This is a genomic window from Streptomyces sp. NPDC086519 (genome assembly GCF_040686075.1).
GTDB classification, from domain to species: domain Bacteria; phylum Actinomycetota; class Actinomycetes; order Streptomycetales; family Streptomycetaceae; genus Streptomyces; species Streptomyces shenzhenensis.
Map to the genome: position 1 here is coordinate 1 of NZ_JBFBJL010000036.1, position 19,907 is coordinate 19,907.

A 19,907-nucleotide genomic window follows, 5' to 3' on the forward strand; every position below is an offset into this window, starting at 1 on the left:
CCGGCGCGCCCTCCCCACACACCGCGGGGGGCCCCCCCCCCGGCAGTTCCCCGCGCCCCGCTCAGGGGCGTTCACATGACGGCGCCTACAGGCTGGTGACGTCCAGTTCCCCGGCGGCGTACTGCTTCCTGAGTACCTTCTTGTCGAACTTGCCGACGCTGGTCTTCGGCACCGACTCGATGACCGTCCAGCGTTCGGGGAGCTGCCACTTGGCGATCTTGCCTTCCTCGGCGAGGAAGACGCGCAGGGTCTCGAAGGTGGCCGTGGAGCCCTCACGCAGGACGACCGTGGCCAGCGGGCGCTCGCCCCACTTCTCGTCCGGCACGGCCACGACCGCGGCCTCGGCGACGTCCGGGTGGGACATCAGCGCGTTCTCCAGTTCGACCGAGGAGATCCACTCGCCGCCGGACTTGATGACGTCCTTCGCACGGTCGGTGAGGGTGAGGAAGCCGTCGGGGGAGATGGTGCCGACGTCACCGGTCTTCAGCCAGCCGTCCTCGCTGAACTTGTCGGCGGGGCGCAGGGGCTCGGCGTCGGGGCCGTTGTAGTAGGCGCCCGCGATCCAGGGGCCGCGCACCTCCAGTTCGCCCGCCGACTCGCCGTCCCAGGGCAGGCGCTCGCCGGCCGGGCCGCTGAGCCGGGCCTCGACACTCGCCGGGAAGCGGCCCTGGGTGAGGCGGTACGCGAACTCCTCGTCCGTACCGACCGCATGGGCCGGCGGGCGGGCGATGGTGCCGAGCGGGGAGGTCTCGGTCATGCCCCAGGCATGGCAGACCCGCATGCCCAGCTTGTCGAAGGCCGTCATGAGGGAGGGCGGGCAGGCGGCGCCGCCGATGGTGACCTGGGTGAGCGAGGAGACGTCCCGGGGGCGGGCGGTGAGTTCGCCGAGCAGGCCCTGCCAGATGGTGGGGACCGCGGCCGCGTGCGTGGGTCGCTCGCGCTCGATCATCTCGGCGAGCGGGGCGGGCTGGAGGAAACGGTCCGGCATCAGCAGGTTGACGCCGGTCATGAAGGTGGCGTGCGGCAGGCCCCAGGCGTTGACGTGGAACTGCGGTACGACGACCAGGGAGGTGTCCTGGTCGGTCAGGCCCATCGACTGGGCCATGTTGACCTGCATGGAGTGCAGGTAGATCGAACGGTGGCTGTACACCACGCCCTTCGGGTCGCCGGTGGTGCCGGAGGTGTAGCACATGGCGGCGGCCTGGCGTTCGTCGAGCTCGGGCCAGTCGTAGTCGGCCGGCTTGTCGGCGATGAGCTCCTCGTACTCGTGTACGGCCGCGGTCGCGCCGGCGAGGGGGGAACGGTCGCCCGGGCCGCAGACCACGATGTGCTCGACGGTCGGCAGCTTGGCCAGCAGCGGCGCGATCATCGGGATCAGCGAGCCGTTGACGACGATGACCTTGTCCGCCGCGTGGTTGACGATCCAGACCAACTGCTCGGCGGGCAGGCGCAGGTTGAGGGTGTGCAGGACCGCGCCCATGGAGGGAACCGCGAAGTACGCCTCGACGTGTTCCGCGTTGTTCCACATCAGGGTGGCCACCCGGTCGTCTCCCCGGACCCCGAGGTCGTCCCGCAGGGCGTGCGCCAGCCGGGCGGCCCGGTCGCCGATCTCGGCGAAGCTGCGGCGGTGCGGCTCGCCGTCGCCCGTCCAGGTGGTGACCTGCGACGCGCCGTGAACCCTCGACCCGTGGGTCAGGATCCTTGAGATCAGCAGCGGTACGTCCTGCATGGTGCTCAGCACGGAGTCCTCCCGGGGGCGACATTGCCTACTCGGTGGTAAAGGGGCTGCGCTGATTCTGCGCACATACCACTCGGTATGTCACTAGGAGAAAGCCAACAAAGCCTGTCCGACCGCTCCGGCCACCGCCCCGGCCGCTATCGCGCGAGGTCCAGCTCAGGGTCCTCGCGCAGCTTGCCGAGCGCACGCGACACGGCCGACTTCACCGTGCCCACCGACACCCCGAGCACCTCGGCCGTCTGCACCTCGCTCAGGTCCTCGTAGTACCGCAGCACGACCATCGCCCGCTGCCGCGCGGGCAGTTTCATGATCGCCTGCCACATCGCGTCGTGCAGCGCCTGCCGCTCGGCCGGATCGTCCTCGCCACCCGTCGGCTCAGGCTCGGGCATCTCGTCGCAGACGAACTCGTCGACCCGGCGCTTGCGCCACTGCGAGGTCCGCGTGTTCAGCAGCGCCCGGCGCACATAGCCGTCGAGCGCCCGGTGGTCCTCGATCCGCTCCCAGGCCGCGTACGTCTTGGCGAGCGCGGTCTGCAGAAGATCCTCGGCGTCGCTCGGGTTCGCGGTCAGCGAGCGGGCGGTGCGCAGCAGGATGGGCTGGCGGGCCCTGACGTACGACGCGAACGACGGGTACGGGCGGGTGTGTGCGCGGGTCTGCCTCGCCGAGACAGCGGCGTCCGAAGCGCTGGTGCAGACGGGTGTGGTCATGGCTCCACGCTATGAGCGAGCGATGTCAGGGCGGATCGGCCGCAGGTCCCGAAGCGGGGTCCCCCTCAGGTTGTAGGGGTGGGGCTGCCTACACCTCCTGAAGGTGGAGTACGGGTGCGGAACCGCTGCGGGTTTACCCCTGAGGGGGAGCGGAAGAGTGGGCGCGACCTCACCTGCCCGAGGTCAGGAGAGCTCACTCGTCCGAGGCGGGAGACCTCACCCGTCCGAGGTCAGGACCAGTCCGGACGTCGGTACGCCCGTGCCCGCGGTGACCAGGACCCGGTCCGCCCCGGGTATCGGGTTCACGGCCGTGCCGCGCAGTTGACGCACCGCCTCCGCCACCCCGTTCATCCCGTGCAGGTACGCCTCCCCGAGCTGTCCCCCGTGTGTGTTCAGCGGCAGCCGCGCCTCGGCCACGAAGTCCGCCGCCTCCCCGCGCCCGCAGAACCCGAACTCCTCCAGCTGCATCAGCACGAACGGGGTGAAGTGGTCGTACAGGATCCCCACGTCGATGTCGGCCGGGGCGAGACCGCTGGTGCGCCACAGCTGGCGGGCCACCACACCCATCTCCGGCAGCCCGGTCAGGTCGTCCCGGTAGAAGCTGGTCATCTGCTCCTGGGCCCGGCCGGCGCCCTGCGCGGCCGCCGCGATCACGGCCGGCGGATGCGGCAGATCACGTGCCCGCTCCACCGAGGTGACGACGAGGGCCTGGCCGCCGTCCGACTCCTGGCAGCAGTCCAGGAGACGGAGCGGCTCGACGATCCAGCGGGAGGCCGCGTGGTCCGCGAGGGTGATGGGGCGGCCGTGGAAGTAGGCGGCCGGGTTCGTCGCCGCGTATCCGCGGTCCGTCACCGCCACGTGCCCGAACGCCTCCGGGGTCAGCCCGTACGTGTGCAGGTAGCGCTGCGCCGCCATCGCCACCCACGACGCCGGGGTGAGCAGCCCGAACGGCAGGACCCAGCCGAGCGCCACGCCCTCCGCCGACGGCTCCCGGTGCTGCACGCCCGAGCCGAAGCGGCGGCCCGACCTCTCGTTGAAGGCGCGGTAGCAGACCACCACCTCGGCGATCCCGGCCGCCACGGCGAGGGCCGCCTGCTGGACGGTGGCGCAGGCCGCGCCGCCGCCGTAGTGGACGCGGGAGAAGAAGGACAGCTCGCCGATCCCGCAGGCCTGCGCCACGGTGATCTCCGGGCTGGTGTCCATCGTGAACGTCACCATCCCGTCCACGTCCGCCGGAGTCAGCCCGGCGTCGTCCAGCGCGGCCCGCACCGCCTCCGCCGCCAGCCGCAGCTCGCTGCGCCCCGAGTCCTTGGAGAACTCGGTCGCCCCGATCCCCACGATCGCCGCCCGCCCGCCGAGCGAGTCCCGGCTCCGCACGCTCATGAGTCCACCTCGTCGGTGACGGTGACGGTGACGGTGACGCTGCCCCTGTCCTCGGTGCTTTCGGCGAGGACGACGGTCACCGTGCCGGTCACGTGGTTCCCGATGCCGTTGGCGCCCACCACGCGGACGGTCGCCGTGCGGGTCTCGTCGTCCATCTCCTCGATCCGCCCGGTCAACACCATCGTGTCTCCGGGATAGTTGGGCGCGCCCAGGCGGATGGCGGCCTTGCGGAGCTGTGCCGCCGGACCGAAGCAGTCGGTGATGTACCGGCCGACCAGGCCGTTCGTCGTCAGGATGTTCATGAAGATGTCCGGCGAGCCCTTGTGGCGGGCCAGTTCGGCGTCGTGGTGCACGTCCTGGTAGTCCCGGGACGCGATCGCCCCCGCCACGATCAGCGTCCGCGTGATCGGAATCTCCAGAGCCGGCAGCTCGGTGCCCACGCCCGGCCGTGTCGTCTCAGCTCCCACTCGCGATCAACTCCCCCAGTTCCTGCAGCACTTCGCCCCCGCTGCCCAGATACGCGTCCAGTTGCCGGCCCCACAGGAAGTGCCGGTGCACCGGGTGGTCGACGTCGGCGCCCGCCCCGCCGTGCAGATGCTGGCCCGTGTGCACGACCCGCTGCCCGGCCTCGGACGCCCACCAGGCCGCGGTCAGCGCGTGCGTGGCGTACGGCAGCCCGGCGTCCCGCCGCCAGGCCGCCTCGTACGCCGTCACCCGTATCGCCTCGGTGTCCATGTGGGCGTCGGCGGCACGGAGCTGGACGCCCTGCCGGGTGGCGAGGGGGCGCCCGAACTGCTCGCGGGCGTTGGTGTGGGCCACGGCGCGGGCGAGGGAGCCCGCGCAGACGCCCGCCTGGAGTCCGGCGAAGGCGGTGCGGGCGGTGGCCAGGACGTCGGCGTAGGCGCCGGGGTCGGAGCCGAGGCCGGGGCCGGGGCCGGTACCGAGGGGCTCGGCGGGGGCCTCTTCGAGGGTGAGCCGCCCTGCCGACCAGGGCGCGGTCAGCTCGACCTCCTCGATGCCGGTGCCCTCGCCGATCGGCACCAGCCACAGCCTTCGTTCGGCATCGGCGACCAGGACGTGCGTGGCGTCGCGCAGCCACGGGACGACAGGCACGGTGCCGCTCAAACCGCCGTGCGAAGAGGGGCGTACGGCCCCGCCGTGCGAGGAAGGCCGTACCGACCCGCCGTACGAGGAAGGCCGTACCGACCCGCCGTGCGAGGAAGGCCGTACCGATGTCTGTGCCGGAAACGCGCCGGTCACCACCACCGAGCCGTCCCCGATCCCCGGCAGCAGCCGCTCCCGTTGTTCGCCCGTGCCGTGCGCGGCGATCGCCAGCTGCCCGTACACACAGCTCGCCGCATACGGCACCTGCGCCGTGGTGCGCCCCTGTTCTTCGAGAAGCAGCACCAGCCCCAGCAACCCCAGCTCCGCCACCGCGGCCACCAGCCCGGCCGCGGTGAGTGCCTTCCACAGCTCCGGGTCGCTGCCGGTGCCGGCGGCCCGCAGCCGCTCATGGGTGGCGAGGTCGGCGAAGATCCGGGCGGCCAGGTCACGGGCCTCGGCCTGGGCTTCGGTGGGCGTGAAGTCCATGTCATGCCTCCCCGTCCAGGACCCGGAAGACGGGCAGGGTCAACGCCCCGCCGTCATCGTCGTACCGGCGGAACTCCACCCGTACCGGCAGCCCGATCCGCACCTTGTCGTACGGCACCCCCACCACGTTGCTCACCATCCGCACGCCCTCGGCGAGTTCGATCAGGCCGACCGCGTACGGAGGGGCGAAGGCCGGGAAGGGCGGGTGGTGCATCACGACGTACGAGCAGACCGTGCCCTCGCCGGACGACTCGACCGTGTCCCAGTCGAGGGAACCGCAGGCGTTGCAGCCCGGCAGCCAGGGGTGGCGCAGGACGCCGCAGTCCGCGCACCGCTGGATGAGGAGGCGCTCCTCGGCCACGCCCTCCCAGAAGGCGGCGTTGTCCCGGTTGACCACCGGGCGGGGGCGCGGCGGCGGCTTGCGTTTCCGGCCGCTCGGCGCGTACTTGAGGACGCGGAAGCGGTGGGTGCCGACGAGTTCGGGACCGACGCGGACGTCCGTGCGGGTCGTGACGAAGTACCCCGTGCCCAGCTTGGTGGTCTTGCGCCCGGACACCGACTCGATCACCGTGTCGAAGGCGACCTCGTCGCCCGGCCGCAGGGGCCTGAGGTACTCCTGCTCGCAGTCGGTGGCGACGATCGAGGTGCAGCCCGCCTTGTCGAGGAGGGCGAGCATCTCGTCGTAGGCGCCCGTGCGGGCGGTGTGCCCGGAGAGGCCGCCCATCGTCCAGGCCTGGAGCATGGTGGGCGGGGCGACGGCGTCCGGCCCCTCGTACGCCGGGTTGGTGTCGCCCATCGCCTCGCACCAGTGCCGGATCATGGGCAGGTTGACCGGGTCCTTGCCGATGCCCGCGCGGGCCGCCGGCTGCCCCTCGTACACCCTGAGCCGCGCTCCGAGATCATCCGTCCCCGGCCGCGCCCCCGGCTCCTCACTCCCCCCTGCCACTGCCACGGTCGCCACCCCTTCCTGTCCTGCGCATCCCGAGCCGCATCGTCGCGACGATCTCCCGCTGCACCTCGCTCACCCCGCCCCCGAACGTGTTGATCTGCGCCGCCCTGTTGAGCCGCTCCAGCTCGCCGTCCCCGAACGCCCCCGGCGATCCGGACCGGACCAATGCCGCCTCGCCGACGATCTCCTGACACATGCGATACGTCGCGACTGCCGATTCCGTTCCCGCGAACTTCACCCCGCTGGCCTCCGCGGGGGCCACCCGGCCCGCCCCGGCGTCCCCCACCAGACGCCAGCTGAGCAGGCGATTCGCCGCCAGCCGGGCATGTGCCTCGGCCAGCCGAAATCGCACCCAGGGCTCGTCAACACGGCGTCGCCCCGTCACCGGATCGGGGGTGCGGGCGGCGGTGAGCGCGTCCGCGTAGAAGTCCTCGGCCTGCATACCGGTCGCGGCGAGGGCGACCCGCTCGTGGTTGAGCTGGTTGGTGATGAGCGACCACCCGTCGTGCTCGGTGCCGACCAGGTTGCCGACGGGCACGCGGACGCCGTCGTAGTACGTCGCCGTGGTGACCTGGCCCCCCACCGTCTCGATCGGCGTCCAGGAGAACCCTGGCGCGTCCGTGGGGACGAGGAGGATCGAGATCCCGCGGTGCCTGGGCGCCTCGGGGTCGGTGCGGCAGGCCAGCCAGATCCAGTCGGCGTGCTGGGCGCCCGAGGTGAAGATCTTCTGCCCGTCGATCCGCCAGCCGTCGCCGTCCCGTACCGCCCGGGTGCGCAGCGAGGCCAGGTCGGTGCCGGCGGAGGGTTCGCTGTAGCCGATGGCGAAGACGAGGTCGCCGCGGAGGATGCCGGGCAGGAAGCGGGCCTTCTGCTCCGGGCTGCCGTACTTCATCAGCGTCGGTCCGACCGTGTTCAGGGTGACCATCGAGACGGGGGCGCCGGCCCGGTACGCCTCGTCGAAGAACACGAACTGTTCGTCGGCGCCCCGGCCCTGACCGCCGTACTCGACGGGCCAGCCGAGGCCGAGCAGGCCGTCCGCGCCGATACGACGCAGCAGGGCACGGCGTTCGGCGGGGTCCTCGGGGGCGGGCGTCGGGATCAAGCTCCGGAAGTAGGCACGGAGTTCGGCGCGCAGCCGTTGCTGGCGTTCGGTGGGAGCCAGATGCATGGTTTCTGACTGTCCGTCAGATATGGCTCGGTGTCAAGGTCGAACGGGTCGGCGGAGGGGCTGACAGCGAGGGCCTGCCGGAGGGGCGGCGAGGGAGCGGAGAGGGAGCGGAGAGGGGGAAGCGCGGGGGCGGCGAGGGCCGGAGAACGCCTACGCGGCGATGCCGAAGCACCGCCGCGCGGACGCACTGCCCCCCCCATCCCCACAGACCACACCCCGCACCCCGCACCCCACCAGGGCTCAGACGGGGCCTACCACAGCCGGGCGAAGCGGACGGCGACGTTGTCGTTGCCCTGCTGGATCGCAGTCCCCGCGGAGCCCTTGACCTGAGCGGTGCTGCTCTGGTTCGAGGCGCCGTTGCCCACCGCGTTCTGCTGGGTGGTGGAGGAGTTGCCGTTGTTGTCGTGGCCGACGCCGCTGCCGATGACGCCCGCCGTGCCGGCGTTGGCGCTCGATCCGTCGTCCGCGATCGCACCGTTGTCCGCGGCCGCGACACCGGCAAAAAGGGCGGCGGCGAGCGGAAGCGCCGAGACGGCGGCGAGAACGCGGGCGGTACGGATGCTTGCCATGTTGTTTCCTCTCAGAGCCCGGCTGTGCCGGAAATACGTCAAGTAAGGCTTTTTCCGGGGCAGTTGGCCGACCGTCCCGGTGGTTGTCGTCGACGTCGCGAGACCAGAGTTGCCCACCGAATCCCCGGCGAACCATCCCGGAAGCCGCTATTCGTCCTCAAGCGTGATGACAAGTCGATAAACCCCTTTCGCCATCTTTGATCGATTTCGTGACCAGTCGCCACCACTCAGGACACTCACCCCCTCCAGGCCCCTCAAGGGAAAAAACGTTCCAGCCCCGCTCTGCGACGAAGCCACCGGCCCTGCGCGCCCCCGGCGTGTCACACCGGCCCCCTCTTCCCTTTTTCGAACGCACGTACGAACATGGAGTCATGGCCACCACCGATCGGCAGGCCACGACGCTGGCCCTCGCACACGCCCTGTCAGCCGCCGAGCGCGGCCTGGCCGTCATCCCCCTGTCCCGGACCAAACTCCCGGCCCTGCGCTCCCCACACCGCCACGACCCCGAGCCCGCGCTGCCGCCCTGCCACGGCGAGTGCGGCCGCCCAGGCCACGGGGTGTACGACGCCACCACCGACCCGGCCCGCATCCGCGAACTGTTCGCCGCGGCGCCCTGGGCGACCGGCTACGGCATCGCCTGCGGGCTGCCCCCGCACCGCCTCATCGGCGTCGACCTCGACGTGAAGTCCGGTACGGACGCCACGGCCGCCCTGCGCGAACTGGCCCTGCGGCACCTGTTCACCATCCCGCCGACGGTCGTCATCCTCACCCCGAGCGGCGGCCGCCACCTCTGGCTGACCGGGCCGCCGGACTCCGTCGTCCCCAACTCGGCCGGGCGGCTCGCCCCCGGCATCGACATCCGGGGCGCCGGCGGCTACCTGGTCGGCCCCGGCTCCCGCACCGAACACGGCGTCTACGCCACGGCCCCCGGCACCGAGCACCTGGTCCCCGCGCCCTGCCCTCCGTCCCTCCTACGCCTCCTGCTCCCGCCCCCGCGCGCGCCCCACCCCGCGACCCACCCCTCGGTCGGCAACCGCGGCCAGGGCCTGGTCCAGTTCGTCCTCTCCGCCCACGAGGGCCAGCGCAACACCCGCCTCTTCTGGGCGGCCTGCCGCGCCTACGAGAACGGCATCGGCCGAGCCCTGCGAGCCCCCCTGATAGACGCGGCGGTCCACACCGGCCTGACGGAACACGAGGCCCGCGCGACCATCGCGTCGGCGGCCCGCATGACCGGCCACCGCCCCTGAAACATGACCGCCCACCACCCGTCAAACCATGGCCGGCCACCACCCGTGAAACATGGCCGGCCACCACCCGTGAAACACGGCCGACTACCACCCCTGCAAACCGAACACTCCTGGTCGCCCGCCCCCTGGCCTGCCGCTCATGCCCCTGACCCGCGTCGTCCTCGCCTCCGGCCGCCCGATCGGTCTCCGGCGCCTCCGGCTCTCCTCGGCTACCCGGCAGCCGCCGCGGCTGGGAAGTCGTACACATCCCAGTCGGCGAGACCGGCGTATCCGAGGCGCTGGTAGAGGGCGTTGCTGGTCGGGTTGGACAGGTCGGCGAACAGGACGACGTCCCGTGCGCCCGCGGCCAGCGCGGCCCGGCTCACCTCCGCCGTCACGGCACCCGCGTAGCCGCGGCCGCGCAGGTGGGACGGGGTGTAGACGACGTCCACCTGGATCTGGCCGCCGATCATCGGGTTAAGGCCCGCGACGGACACGGGTGTGCCGTCAGGGGTCTCCCAGAGTGTGTAGTCCTTGTCGGCGAAACGGGTGCCGGCCCACGTGCCGGCGTCGATGGTGACGTCCTCCCCGACGGCCCTGGCGAACTCGGCGCACCAGAACATGGCCTGTTCGAGGTCCTGCCCGCCCAGGACGCGGCCGTGGCCCGCCGGCAGCGGGTCGGGTGGGGTGAGCGTACCGAGGCGGTAGAGACGCAACCGTGTGTCACGGAGTCGGGGCGTCGCGCCGGTGTGCCGCTGCCAGGCTTCGGCGAACGCGGTGGCCGTGCCGTGGTCCGCGCTGACGGAGGGGACGGAGTGGCCGAGGGCGGCCAGCCTGGTGGCGAGGGAGTCGGCCTGCTCGGGGGTGAGGGGGGAGAGACCGAAGCCACGGGGCGGGAGGCGGTAGAAGGTGGCGCGGGCCTCACCGGCTTCCTCCAGAACGCCGAAGACGGGAACGCCGGCGCCGAACGCCTCCGCCCCACGCGCCCGCACTCTCTCGGCCCACGTCAACTGCATGACGTGCAGGCCGGGACGCGAGCGCAGGAAGTCCCCGGCCCGGGCGAGGAAGTCGTCGACGTCCTCGGTCAGGTACCAGTCGGCTGAACGCATGCCCGATACCTTTCCCATTCCGACGGCGTACATCCGGACCGCACACGTAAAGAGCAAAAGGCCGTGCGGGCAGTCGGGGTTTTCCAAAACAGGAACCACCCCGCTGCCCGCACACCTCGAACTCCACTGCCTGCACTGCCTGCACTGCCTGCACCGCGTGCGCCGCGTCAGTTGTGTCCGCTGCGTCCGCTGCACAAATGCGGCGCAGGATCGGCCGTCAGTAGGCGACGCTCCCGCTGCTGGACCGGTCGAACTGCAGGAAGAACTTGGTGCCGTCATTGACGTCGGTGGCCGCCAGTCCCCAGGTTCCGGCGGCGATCCAGCGGTAGGAGTTGCAGTAGGAGTCACCGCTCGTGGGGGCGAAACACGTCTTCACGTAGACGCCGCTGCTGGGCTTGACGTTGATGTCGGCGCAGTTGGAGGTGGTGTAGGCCCAGGCGGAACCCTGGGGCCACCAGTTGTTGGAGTCGGTGGAGTAGCCCTTCGCGCTGCCGTAGCAGGACTCGGCGGCGGAGGGTGCCGCCGTCGCCGTAGCCGTGCCGGCGGCGGTCAGTCCGCCGGCGGTCAGTGCGGTGATCGCCAGAATTCTTACGGCTCGTGAACGGATGTACATGATTCCCCCTGTCCCCATTGCTTTTCGACTGGCGTGAACTCATGTTCCCGGCCCCCTCTTTCGCTGTCATGCTCCTACGAACCTGCTGACACATCGCAGGCCGGAGCCCATGACCACAGGGGGAAAAGGATGCTCCGCTTTCATTTCGCGCCGGAAGACCTGACCAGGGTCAGAATGGCGGACGGACCTCACGCACTTTGGGAAATAGCCGCCAGCCTGCACCGTTTCCAGACCCGTGACGGGCGCTGGGCCTATGCCGCCTGGCACCGCGACGCCGTATCCACACTGCGCGGAACGGACCTCGGCCGCGAAGTGAGATCCGTTCTGCTGCCGCTCTTCCCGCGCGCCAGCTACTTCCCCGACTTCCTCACCCCGTCGGCGGGACAGGACGGCCTCGACGCCGGCCTCGACGCCCTCCTGTCCACGCCCGCCGCCCAGGTGGCGAGGGAGACCGCGCTGCTCGCGCAGACCGTCGGCGCCCCCTCCTGGGTCCACCGGCTCGCCGAGGGCGAGACACGCGGCCAGGTGGTTCGCGTCCTGCGCGCCTACCACGACACCGTGATCACCCCGCTTGAGGAAACCTTTCACGCCCACCTGTACGCGGAGCGGGTACGACTCTCGGGCGCCCTCTTCCGTACCGGCATCGAGGAGCTACTCGCGAACCTGGCGCCCGCGGTCCGCTGGCGGCCTCCGGTCCTTGAGATCGGGTCCTACCCCGACGAACGCGACGTCCATCTCGACGGCCGCGGGCTCCTCCTCATCCCCTCCTACTTCTGCTGGAAGACCCCGATCGCCCTGGCCGACCCGGGGCTGCCCCCGGTACTGGTCTATCCGCTCCACCACCGGCTCACCGCACCCCCGCCGGCGGACGACGCACCTCTGCACACCCTGCGGGCGCTGCAAGCCCTGCTCGGCACCACGCGAACCGCGATCCTGCGGGCCACCGCCACCAGCGCCACCACCGGCGAGGCCGCACGCCGCTCCGGGGTCACCGCCACCACGGCCAGCCACCACACAGCCGTGCTGCGCGACGCCGGCCTCATCACCAGCCACCGGCACGCCAACACGGTCCTGCACACCCTCACCCCCCTCGGCGCCGCCCTCCTGAAACAGCACGCCGCACCCTGACCGACCGCTGCCCCCAGACCGCCCCCAGCAGCACAGCCGTAAGGACGCGGCACGGCACGGCACGGCACGGCACCCGGCGGACGTGCCACACGCCAACCCGCGCGGCCGACGCGGCGGAGCGCTTGAGACCACATAGTGCCGCAGGCCCAGGTACTGCTGGGCAAACTGGGCATCACGGAGTACGAGCAGGAGTCGCGAGACCTCAGCCACTCGGGCACCGGCATCAACCTGTCCGTCTTCGGTGACGAGGTCGGCATCCACGAGTGACGTCAACGGCGCCGGACGTCAGCGGTCCGAGGCCGTCCGGCATGGCCGGCGTAGCCAGGTGGCTCCCCGATGGTGCCGCGGGGAGAACGAACTCCTGAAGCGGTTGTTCGCGCCGGCCGCCCTCGTATCCGCCGGGTCGGCGCGACGCCTCTTGTGTGCCATCACCCCCAAGAGGAAGATCCTCCCTGACCGAGGGAGACGTGATGCTGCGGTTCATGGACTGGTCCGTAGTCGCGATGGGGTGCGCACTGGTTCTCGGGAGTCTCGGTAGCCGCTGGTGGGAGCGAGCCAGGATTTCGAAGGGAGACAAACCCGATCCGGGCATGCGTTACCTCTGGGCATGGCTCCCCCTCCTCATGGGTCTGGGAATGATCGGCGCCAGGGTGCCAGGCCTGCTGCACGCGCCCCACCCTGTCGTCGAGATCGTTGATGCGCTCAACTTCGTACTGGCCGTCACGGTGGTGGTCCTCGCCATCCGGTCTGGGCGTCGCTTCTTCCGGCCGCGCAGCAACACGTGACGGCCCGCCGCAGACGCTGACGACGCAGCTACCCGAGTCAGGGAACCGCAGCGGTCCCGCCGTCCGTCTCATAACTCCGCTTCGGCCGACGTGAAGCCGGCCTGTTCCGCCACGCACGTGGGGAGCCCAGCCGACGAGAGCCGCCGGGGGCGAGGCCGCCGCACTGACGACAGCTCCCTCAGGCCATGCCCCTTCCGTGCCCGGAGCACGCACGGCGACGGCCCCCGACCGTCTTGCCTGGTCAGGGGCCGTTCACGTCATGCGGTGGGTGTGGGATTTGAACCCACGGTGACTCTCGCCACGACGGTTTTCAAGACCGTTCCCTTAGGCCGCTCGGGCAACCCACCCCGCGCCGACGGAGGTCGGCGCGGGGAACAGAGTAACCGGTTCGTGCGGGCGTGTGCTGGTCAGTTGTCGCCGACGCGGGAGCCGAGGGTGACGGTGACCGTGTGTTCCGAGCCGCCGCGCTTGTAGGTGATCTCGACCTTGTCGCCGGGCTTGTGGGTCCAGATCTCGCCGATCAGGGTCGGGCCGCTGTCGATCACCGAGCCGTCCAGCTTGGTGATGACGTCGCCGGGCTTGAGGCCCGCCTTGTCCGCGGGGCCGCCCGGCTCCACCGCGGCGGAGCCGCTCGAACCGGAGTCGGTGATCTGGGCGCCGGAGGCGCTGTCCTCCAGCGACACCGACGCGCCGATCTTCGCGTAGACCGGCTTGCCGGTCTTGATCAGCTGCTGGGCCACGTACTTGGCCTGGTTGATCGGGATGGCGAAGCCGAGGCCGATCGAACCCGACTGCCCGCTGCTGCCCAGGCCTCCGCTGGACGCGGACTGGATCGCGGAGTTGATGCCGATCACCGCGCCGGAGGCGTCGAGCAGCGGCCCGCCGGAGTTGCCCGGGTTGATGGAGGCGTCGGTCTGCAAGGCGCTCATGTAGGACGCCTTGCTGGTGGAGCTGCCGTCGCTGGAGGCGACCGGGCGGTTCTTGGCGCTGATGATGCCCGTGGTGACGGTGTTGGACAGGCCGAAGGGTGCGCCGATCGCGATCGTCTCGTCGCCGACGGCCACCTTGTCGGAGTCGCCCAGGGCGAGCGGCTGAAGGTCCGACGGCGGGTTCTTGAGCTTGATGACCGCGACGTCGTAGCCCTGCGCGTGGCCCACGACCTCGGCGTCGTACTTCTTGCCGCTCGGGAACGTGGCGGTCAGCTTGCCGCCGTCGAGGGAGTCGGCGACCACGTGGTTGTTGGTGATGATGTGGCCCTGCTTGTCGAAGACGAAGCCGGTGCCGGTGCCGCCCTCGCCGCTGGTCGACTCGGACTCGATGGTGACCGTGCTGGGCAGCGACCTGGCGGCGACCGCCGCGATGGTGCCGGCGGCACGCTTGACCTGGGTGGCGCCGGTGTCGGAGGACGCGGAGATGGTCGTCGAGCCGCTGTCGTCGTTGTTCTTCGCCAGCGTGTAGCCGAGGCCGCCGCCGAGGCCACCCGCGACCAGTGCGGCCACCAGGACGGCGGCGATCAGACCGCCGCGCCCGCTGCCCTTCTTCGGCGCGTGCTGCGGCTGCTGGAACGGCTGGTGCTGCTGGTACTGGTGCTGCTGGTCGTACGACGAGCCCCAGCCGGTGCCGGCACCCGCGCCGGGGTCCGCGTAGGAGGGGGTCACGGGGGGCGGGGGCGGCCAGGAGCTGTCGGGGGCCTGTGGTGCGGTGCCGTAAGGGTCACCCGCTGGTACGCCGGGAGCCTGGGGCGCCGGCGGGATCGGGGTGGTCGGTGCTTCCCCGCCGTCGGGCGCGGCTGCCTGCGGCGAGGTGGCGGGAGACGCCGGCGGCACGGGAGGTGCCGATGGGGCCGGAGGTACCGGGTTGCCCTCGTTCTCGGTGCTCACAGCTTCTCTCCTCGGTCCACGGCTTTTCTTCTCGGTCGCACTCGGTCACGCTCTTTCACGCTTGCTGTCGGTCCGGCGCGATTCGGCTGTGCATGTGCTTTTGTATGCCGTCAGCTTTTCCCACAGGGCGTCAGAGCACCATAAGCGGTGGCTGTGGGTACACGGACAATCTTTATATAGGGTCTATCCGACAAAAGTTCTCTTTACTGGCATCCATGGTGCCCCCAGACACCCCCGCTCGGTGGCACCATGTCGCGGTGACCCATGCACCACAGCATCGCATCCAGGTCGTCGCGCACCGCGGGGCCTCCGAGGACGCCCCCGAGCACACTCTGGCCGCGTACAAGAAGGCCATCGAGGACGGCGCCGACGCCCTGGAGTGCGACGTACGCCTGACCGCCGACGGCCACCTGGTGTGCGTCCACGACCGACGGGTCAACCGTACGTCCAACGGGCGGGGTGCCGTCTCGGCCCTGGAGCTCGCCGACCTCTCCGCCCTGGACTTCGGCGCGTGGCGGAAGGGCTCGGCCTGGCGCGGACGGGACGAGGAGCCCGACTGGGAGTTCCGGCCCGAGGACCGCGCCGACACCTCCGTACTGACCCTGGAGCGGCTGCTGGAGCTGGTCGCGGACGCCGGGCGGCGGGTGGAGCTGGCGATCGAGACCAAGCACCCCACGCGGTGGGCGGGGCAGGTCGAGGAGCGGCTGCTGGTCCTGCTCAAGCGGTTCGGCCTGGACGCCCCGGCCGCCCCCGCCGAGTCGCCGGTGCGGGTCATGAGCTTCTCCGCGCGGTCGCTCGCCCGGGTCCGGGCGGCCTCGCCGACGCTGCCGACGGTCTACCTGCTGCAGTTCCTCTCGCCCCGGCTGCGCGACGGGCGGCTGCCGGCCGGCGTCCGGATCGCGGGCCCCTCGATCCGGATCGTGCGCAATCACCCGGCCTATGTCGAGCGGTTGAAGCGGAACGGCCACCAGGTGCACGTGTGGACGGTGAACGAGCCGGAGGACGTGGACCTCTGCGTGGAACTCGGCATCGACGCGATCATCACCAACCGGCCGGCGGCGGTGCTGCGCCGGCTGGGGCGGTGCGGGACGGGGGATCCGGACCTGTCCTGACCAGGGATCAGATAAAGAGTCAAGTAAGGACACGTCGTACCTCTTGACCCGAAAGCCCGCTCACAGCATCCTCACTTCTCGGCCACACCATCGAAATCAAGCCATACGAAGCCTTATCTGAAGCCGTATCCGGGGGAATAGGGCGACGGCCCGTCACAGGGGGTGCTCCGGCGCGTTCGGCACGTATTCGTTGGTTGCGAATGCGTCACCGGACATTGACTGGCCGGTTTCCGGTTCAGGCCGATGGGGCATCCACACCGTGGCGTGGGGCGAAGGAGGTCTCGGGGGTGGCGTTGGTGGTGGCACAGGAGGTGCCCACGTCGTCGAGCATGGCCGTACCCCATGGCCCTGCGGGCGTGGGGAAGGCGAGACAGCGCATGCGCGAGCAGTTGCGCACGGGTGGTCTATCGGAATCGGTCATCGACGATGCCGTACTGATCCTTTCCGAACTTTTGAGCAATGCCTGCAAACACGGCCGCCCCTTGGGCGACGCACTGGCCGGGGACGGCGACGTCCGGGCCGCCTGGCGGGTGGACAGCCGCGGCCGCCTGATCGTCGAGGTGACGGACGGCGGCGGCCCGACCCGCCCGGCCCCCATGACCCCGTCGGTCACGGCACACGGCGGCCGCGGGCTGAACATCATCACGGCCCTGGCCGACGACTGGGGGGTCCGCGACGACGCCCGGGGCGAGGTGACCGTCTGGGTCGTGATCCACCGGGACGCGAGCGATCCCGGCACCCGGGACCACCGCGGCACCTTCGCCACGCGCGTCATGGCGCCCTCGGTCCCGGAACTGCCGGGCCTGGACTTGACGGACGCGTTCGACGACCTGGACTGAGCCTTCGGAGTACTTCCCGGACTCTCCACGACTTCGGACGACTTCCGGCGCCTGGCGAAAGCTTCGGACGGCTTCCGGCGGCTTCCGGCGACTCGCGAAAGCTTCGGACGGCTTTCCAGCGACTCGCCGGAAGCTTCCGGCGACTCCCGCGCCTCCGGCGGCTCCCGGCGGCCCCCTGCCGGCGGCTTCCGGCGGCAGGGACCGCCCGGGTACGCGGCGTCGGCTCCGTCCACAGGGACACGGCCGTACGCCCCGTGTCGGCGCCGTCGTCCACAGGTTCCCGTGCCTCAGGGCGGGAACGGCTAGGCTCCCGCCGTACGAGACGAGCCGTAACCGGGAGACACCCAGATGGCCAAGAAGCGACCCCAGACGACGGCCACACGGCCGCAGCTCGGCGATGGAGAGATCCCGGTCGTCGGTGCCCGTGAGCCCTGCCCCTGCGGCAGCGGCCGCCGCTACAAGGCGTGCCACGGCCGGGCCGCGGCGCACGCGGTGACCGAGCTGGTGCACCGCCCGTTCGAGGGGCTGGCCGGCGAGGGCGACTGGGTGGCGATGCGCGAGCTGGTCCCGGCCGCCACGGTCGAGCTGACCCTGAAGGACGGTCTGCCCGAGGGCGTCCCCTCGGTCACGCTCGCCACGGTGCTGCCGATGGCGTGGCCGGCGCTGCGCCGCGACGACGGCTCGGTCCTGCTCGGCCTGCAGAACGACACGGCGTCCGGCGACATCAGCCGCGACCTCGCCGACACCCTCCAGCGCGCCCTGGCCGCCGAACCGGGCACCCCGGTGCAGGGCCGCCGCGCCCCCGCCGGCAGCCCGCGGTTGCAGGACCTGCTCGACCCGAAGGGCCCGTTCGAGCCAGTTGTGCACGACGGCTTCGAGTTCTGGGTGCAGGACGCGGCGAACGCCAGCCCGGACGTGGCCGCCTCCCTGGAGCGGGCCAACGCGGCGGCCATCCCGACGGTGAAGCTGACCGGCGTCGACTCCGCCTACTGGTGCGAGACGCCCGAGAAGAACCATCTGCGGTGGGTCATGCCGTATCCCGAGGAGCAGCTTCTGGACGCTCTCGCCCGGCTGCACGCGGCGGGCCGGTCCAGCCTCGGCGAGGGGACCCGGCTGGTCGGTTCCTTCCGTGCGCACGGTCTCACCGTGCCGGTCTGGGACCTGCCGAGCGGGGTCGGCGCGGAGGACATCGAGAAGCCGGCCGCCGAGTTCGCCGAGCGGCTCGCGACCGCCCTGGCCTCGGAGGCACCGCTCACGGCGGACGAGCGGCGGGCCCGCGGCGGGCTGACCAACCGACAGGTCACGCTCAGCTGACGATCGCTTGTCGATCAGCGTGGACGCAGGGGCGCGGCTGACCGGTCGGTCAGCCGCGTCAGGCCCGTAGCATCGGGTGACTCCTGTCACAACTTCCCTACACGGCAAGCAAATACGTGTCTGAATAGCCGAGATCGAATTTGCGAACCGGCGATCTCTTGTTACCGTCTCAGTAGCCCGGTTGCTGGTGCATCCCCCGTCGCCAGCAACCGGGCCCTTTCATGCCCGCGTCCGGTGTAGGGACCGAGCGGTTCGTCAACTCGGGTCTTCCTGCTGGGAGTTGTCCGCGAACAGGTCCCCGGAGGCTCCCTCGGGGGCACTCCCCGTCGCGGCCCCCGACGTGCTCCGCGATGCGACCCCCGAGCCGTCCCCGGAATCGTCCCCCGAGTTGCTCGCGGAGCGCAGCAGCAGAGGTCCGTCGCCGTCGCGTGCCGCGAACTCCGTGACGGCCGTGTAGGCGTCCAGGGTGCTCCGGGTGCGCTCCCGGGGCGTCTCGCAGGTGGCGGGCTCGTCGTCGGCGTCCGCGGGGCAGTGCGTCTGCACGGTGCGGCCGTGCGGGCCCAGGAGGCTGAGCACGCCCTCCAGGGCCGCCCCGGTGGCGTTGCGGTAGTAGGTGCGCGCCCAGGTGTCCGCGCCCTGGGCCATCACACAGGTCTGCGCCTCGACGCCGTCGGGCGAGGTGAGTTCGGGACCGCAGCGGGCGGCTGTGGCCAGGCCCAGGCCGAGCACCAGCGGGGACCGGACCGGTTCCGGCAGCTTCTCGTCGTCCTGCCGGGCGTGGTGTACGGCATCGCCCACCTGTCCTGCGGACGCCACGGTCAGCGGCAGCGCGACCGCGCACACCATGACGCCCGCGAGGGCGAGTAGACGCACGTTCATGTGCGGAGGGTAACGAGACGGACGCGGCAAGCGGGGTTGTCGCGCCCGACACCCTTACAACTCGGGCGCGCTCACACCCGTACGGGTGAGGGCGTCGACCACGGCGTCCACCACGGCCTCCACGTCGGGCACCCAGGGTTTGGCCGAACCGGGCAGCGGGGCCCGCTCCCAGCGGATGGCGCCCTGGCCGGTCTCGGAGGGCGGCAGGGCGAGGTAGCCGCCCTCACCGTGGAAGCGGAGCGAGCCGGGGACGAAGTCCTGGGCGTAGAGCAGCTCGCCCAACTGCTCCATGGAGTACGGCTTGACGAGCAGCGCCCAGCGGGTGGGCGCCGCGACCACCGGGCCGAGGCGCATGCCGCGGCGGTCGAGGAGGGTGAGGGCGCGGGAGGCGGCCAGGGCCGGCAGGCTCACCGCGCAGGGTGCCTTTCCACCGGAGGCTCCGGTGGCGAGGACGATCGGGGCCGTCGGCCGGTTGCCCCACCACCAGCGGACCATGCGCTCGTCGGTGGTGGCGGCGAGCAGGCCGGGGTCGAAGGGGTGGGCACCGGGCACCGTGCACTCCGGGTCGGGACACGCGCACCGGGCCCGTCCCTGGGGGTCGGGAGCCACACCCGGGAGTACGGGCCACTGCCATTCCGTCGCGAAGGTCAGGGCCGCGCCGAGAAAGTCAGGCCCCTTGTCGTTCCGCTTGGACAGGAGCCTGCGTCGCCTTCCGAGGATCTCGCGCATGAGCGCTCGTTCCTTTCCGTTGCACCGCTGGCAACACCGTGGACCACATCACACCATGTGTCGATCACTTCACTGTGCGTACCTGTTGGCGCATCACACCCCTGCCCTGGGCAAGGGGAACCCCTGGAGGTCGAGCGGAGGCCGCGCCCGCGTTCACAAGAACTGCGTCGTACTGCTCGTACTGCGTCT

General features: G+C 71.2%; 19 protein-coding genes, 1 tRNA gene and 1 pseudogene. 7 read left to right on the forward strand and 14 right to left on the reverse strand.

Annotated features, from left to right (window positions below; genetic code table 11):
- Positions 1–85 precede the first annotated feature (85 nt).
- The 8 genes from AB0P24_RS29470 to AB0P24_RS29505 form a co-directional block, all read right to left on the reverse strand.
- Entirely contained in the window at positions 86–1,741 is a 1,656-nt protein-coding gene (locus AB0P24_RS29470) for a long-chain fatty acid--CoA ligase (RefSeq protein ID WP_365799209.1), read from the reverse strand.
- 134 nt (positions 1,742–1,875) lie between these two features.
- Positions 1,876–2,445 carry a SigE family RNA polymerase sigma factor gene (locus tag AB0P24_RS29475; protein ID WP_365799211.1) on the reverse strand — a complete coding sequence of 190 codons (570 nt, stop codon included), beginning with the start codon at positions 2,443–2,445 and terminating at the stop codon, positions 1,876–1,878.
- A 216-nt stretch (positions 2,446–2,661) separates the two neighbouring features.
- Positions 2,662–3,828, reverse strand: a complete 1,167-nt coding sequence (locus AB0P24_RS29480; protein ID WP_365799213.1) for a lipid-transfer protein — start codon at positions 3,826–3,828, stop codon at positions 2,662–2,664.
- Positions 3,825–4,268, reverse strand: a complete 444-nt coding sequence (locus AB0P24_RS29485; protein WP_365799215.1) for a MaoC family dehydratase — start codon at positions 4,266–4,268, stop codon at positions 3,825–3,827. Before AB0P24_RS29485 ends, AB0P24_RS29480 begins: the two co-directional genes overlap by 4 nt.
- A 16-nt stretch (positions 4,269–4,284) precedes the next feature.
- Entirely contained in the window at positions 4,285–5,418 is a 1,134-nt protein-coding gene (locus AB0P24_RS29490) for an acyl-CoA dehydrogenase family protein (RefSeq protein ID WP_365799217.1), read from the reverse strand.
- Position 5,419: 1 nt separating this feature from the next.
- The gene (locus AB0P24_RS29495) at positions 5,420–6,370 is read right to left on the reverse strand and encodes an OB-fold domain-containing protein (protein WP_365799219.1); all 951 of its coding nucleotides are present in this window, start codon (positions 6,368–6,370) and stop codon (positions 5,420–5,422) included.
- Positions 6,348–7,535, reverse strand: coding sequence for an acyl-CoA dehydrogenase family protein (locus tag AB0P24_RS29500; protein ID WP_365799221.1), 1,188 nt, complete (start codon positions 7,533–7,535; stop codon positions 6,348–6,350). The genes AB0P24_RS29495 and AB0P24_RS29500 overlap by 23 nt, the downstream gene beginning before the upstream one ends.
- 251 nt (positions 7,536–7,786) lie before the next feature.
- Positions 7,787–8,104, reverse strand: a complete 318-nt coding sequence (locus tag AB0P24_RS29505) for a hypothetical protein (protein WP_365799223.1) — start codon at positions 8,102–8,104, stop codon at positions 7,787–7,789.
- A gap of 371 nt (positions 8,105–8,475) precedes the next feature.
- Here AB0P24_RS29505 and AB0P24_RS29510 point away from each other — a divergent pair, with 371 nt between their 5' ends.
- Positions 8,476–9,351 (forward strand): bifunctional DNA primase/polymerase, encoded by an 876-nt coding sequence (locus AB0P24_RS29510; protein WP_365799225.1) that lies wholly within the window; start codon positions 8,476–8,478, stop codon positions 9,349–9,351.
- 209 nt (positions 9,352–9,560) lie between these two features.
- Here the strand turns inward: AB0P24_RS29510 and AB0P24_RS29515 are convergent, their stop codons facing one another.
- Together AB0P24_RS29515 and AB0P24_RS29520 are read right to left on the reverse strand one after the other, a co-directional pair.
- Entirely contained in the window at positions 9,561–10,439 is an 879-nt protein-coding gene (locus AB0P24_RS29515; protein ID WP_365799227.1) for a GNAT family N-acetyltransferase, read from the reverse strand.
- A gap of 217 nt (positions 10,440–10,656) precedes the next feature.
- A complete protein-coding gene (locus tag AB0P24_RS29520; protein WP_365799229.1) occupies positions 10,657–11,052 on the reverse strand; it encodes a hypothetical protein in 396 nt (131 codons plus the stop codon).
- Positions 11,053–11,364: 312 nt separating this feature from the next.
- Here AB0P24_RS29520 and AB0P24_RS29525 point away from each other — a divergent pair, with 312 nt between their 5' ends.
- From AB0P24_RS29525 to AB0P24_RS29535, 3 genes are all read left to right on the forward strand, one after another.
- Positions 11,365–12,180, forward strand: coding sequence for a winged helix-turn-helix domain-containing protein (locus tag AB0P24_RS29525; RefSeq protein WP_365799231.1), 816 nt, complete (start codon positions 11,365–11,367; stop codon positions 12,178–12,180).
- Between the two features lie 135 nt (positions 12,181–12,315).
- Complete coding sequence (locus tag AB0P24_RS29530; protein ID WP_365799233.1) at positions 12,316–12,447, forward strand: hypothetical protein; 132 nt, start codon at positions 12,316–12,318, stop codon at positions 12,445–12,447.
- 323 nt (positions 12,448–12,770) lie between these two features.
- Complete coding sequence (locus AB0P24_RS29535) at positions 12,771–12,965, forward strand: hypothetical protein (protein ID WP_365799235.1); 195 nt, start codon at positions 12,771–12,773, stop codon at positions 12,963–12,965.
- 262 nt (positions 12,966–13,227) lie between these two features.
- Here the strand turns inward: AB0P24_RS29535 and AB0P24_RS29540 are convergent.
- Both AB0P24_RS29540 and AB0P24_RS29545 read right to left on the reverse strand, forming a co-directional pair.
- Positions 13,228–13,312 (reverse strand) — tRNA-Ser (locus tag AB0P24_RS29540).
- A gap of 60 nt (positions 13,313–13,372) precedes the next feature.
- Entirely contained in the window at positions 13,373–14,845 is a 1,473-nt protein-coding gene (locus tag AB0P24_RS29545) for a trypsin-like peptidase domain-containing protein (protein WP_365799237.1), read from the reverse strand.
- Between the two features lie 257 nt (positions 14,846–15,102).
- Between AB0P24_RS29545 and AB0P24_RS29550 the strand changes: the two genes are divergently transcribed.
- The 3 genes from AB0P24_RS29550 (at position 15,103) to AB0P24_RS29560 (ending at position 18,110) form a co-directional block, all read left to right on the forward strand.
- Positions 15,103–15,957 carry a glycerophosphodiester phosphodiesterase gene (locus AB0P24_RS29550; RefSeq protein WP_365799239.1) on the forward strand — a complete coding sequence of 285 codons (855 nt, stop codon included), beginning with the start codon at positions 15,103–15,105 and terminating at the stop codon, positions 15,955–15,957.
- A gap of 200 nt (positions 15,958–16,157) precedes the next feature.
- The gene (locus AB0P24_RS29555) at positions 16,158–16,796 is read left to right on the forward strand and encodes an ATP-binding protein (protein WP_365799241.1); all 639 of its coding nucleotides are present in this window, start codon (positions 16,158–16,160) and stop codon (positions 16,794–16,796) included.
- 348 nt (positions 16,797–17,144) lie between these two features.
- Positions 17,145–18,110: a DUF5926 family protein gene (locus AB0P24_RS29560; RefSeq protein WP_365799243.1), complete on the forward strand. Its 966-nt coding sequence runs from the start codon at positions 17,145–17,147 to the stop codon at positions 18,108–18,110.
- Between the two features lie 369 nt (positions 18,111–18,479).
- Here AB0P24_RS29560 and AB0P24_RS29565 read toward each other — a convergent pair.
- Together AB0P24_RS29565 and AB0P24_RS29570 are read right to left on the reverse strand one after the other, a co-directional pair.
- Positions 18,480–18,989: pseudogene (locus AB0P24_RS29565) on the reverse strand (hypothetical protein); the annotation flags it as partial.
- A 54-nt stretch (positions 18,990–19,043) separates the two neighbouring features.
- A complete protein-coding gene (locus tag AB0P24_RS29570) occupies positions 19,044–19,718 on the reverse strand; it encodes a bifunctional DNA primase/polymerase (RefSeq protein ID WP_365799245.1) in 675 nt (224 codons plus the stop codon).
- Positions 19,719–19,907 lie beyond the last annotated feature (189 nt).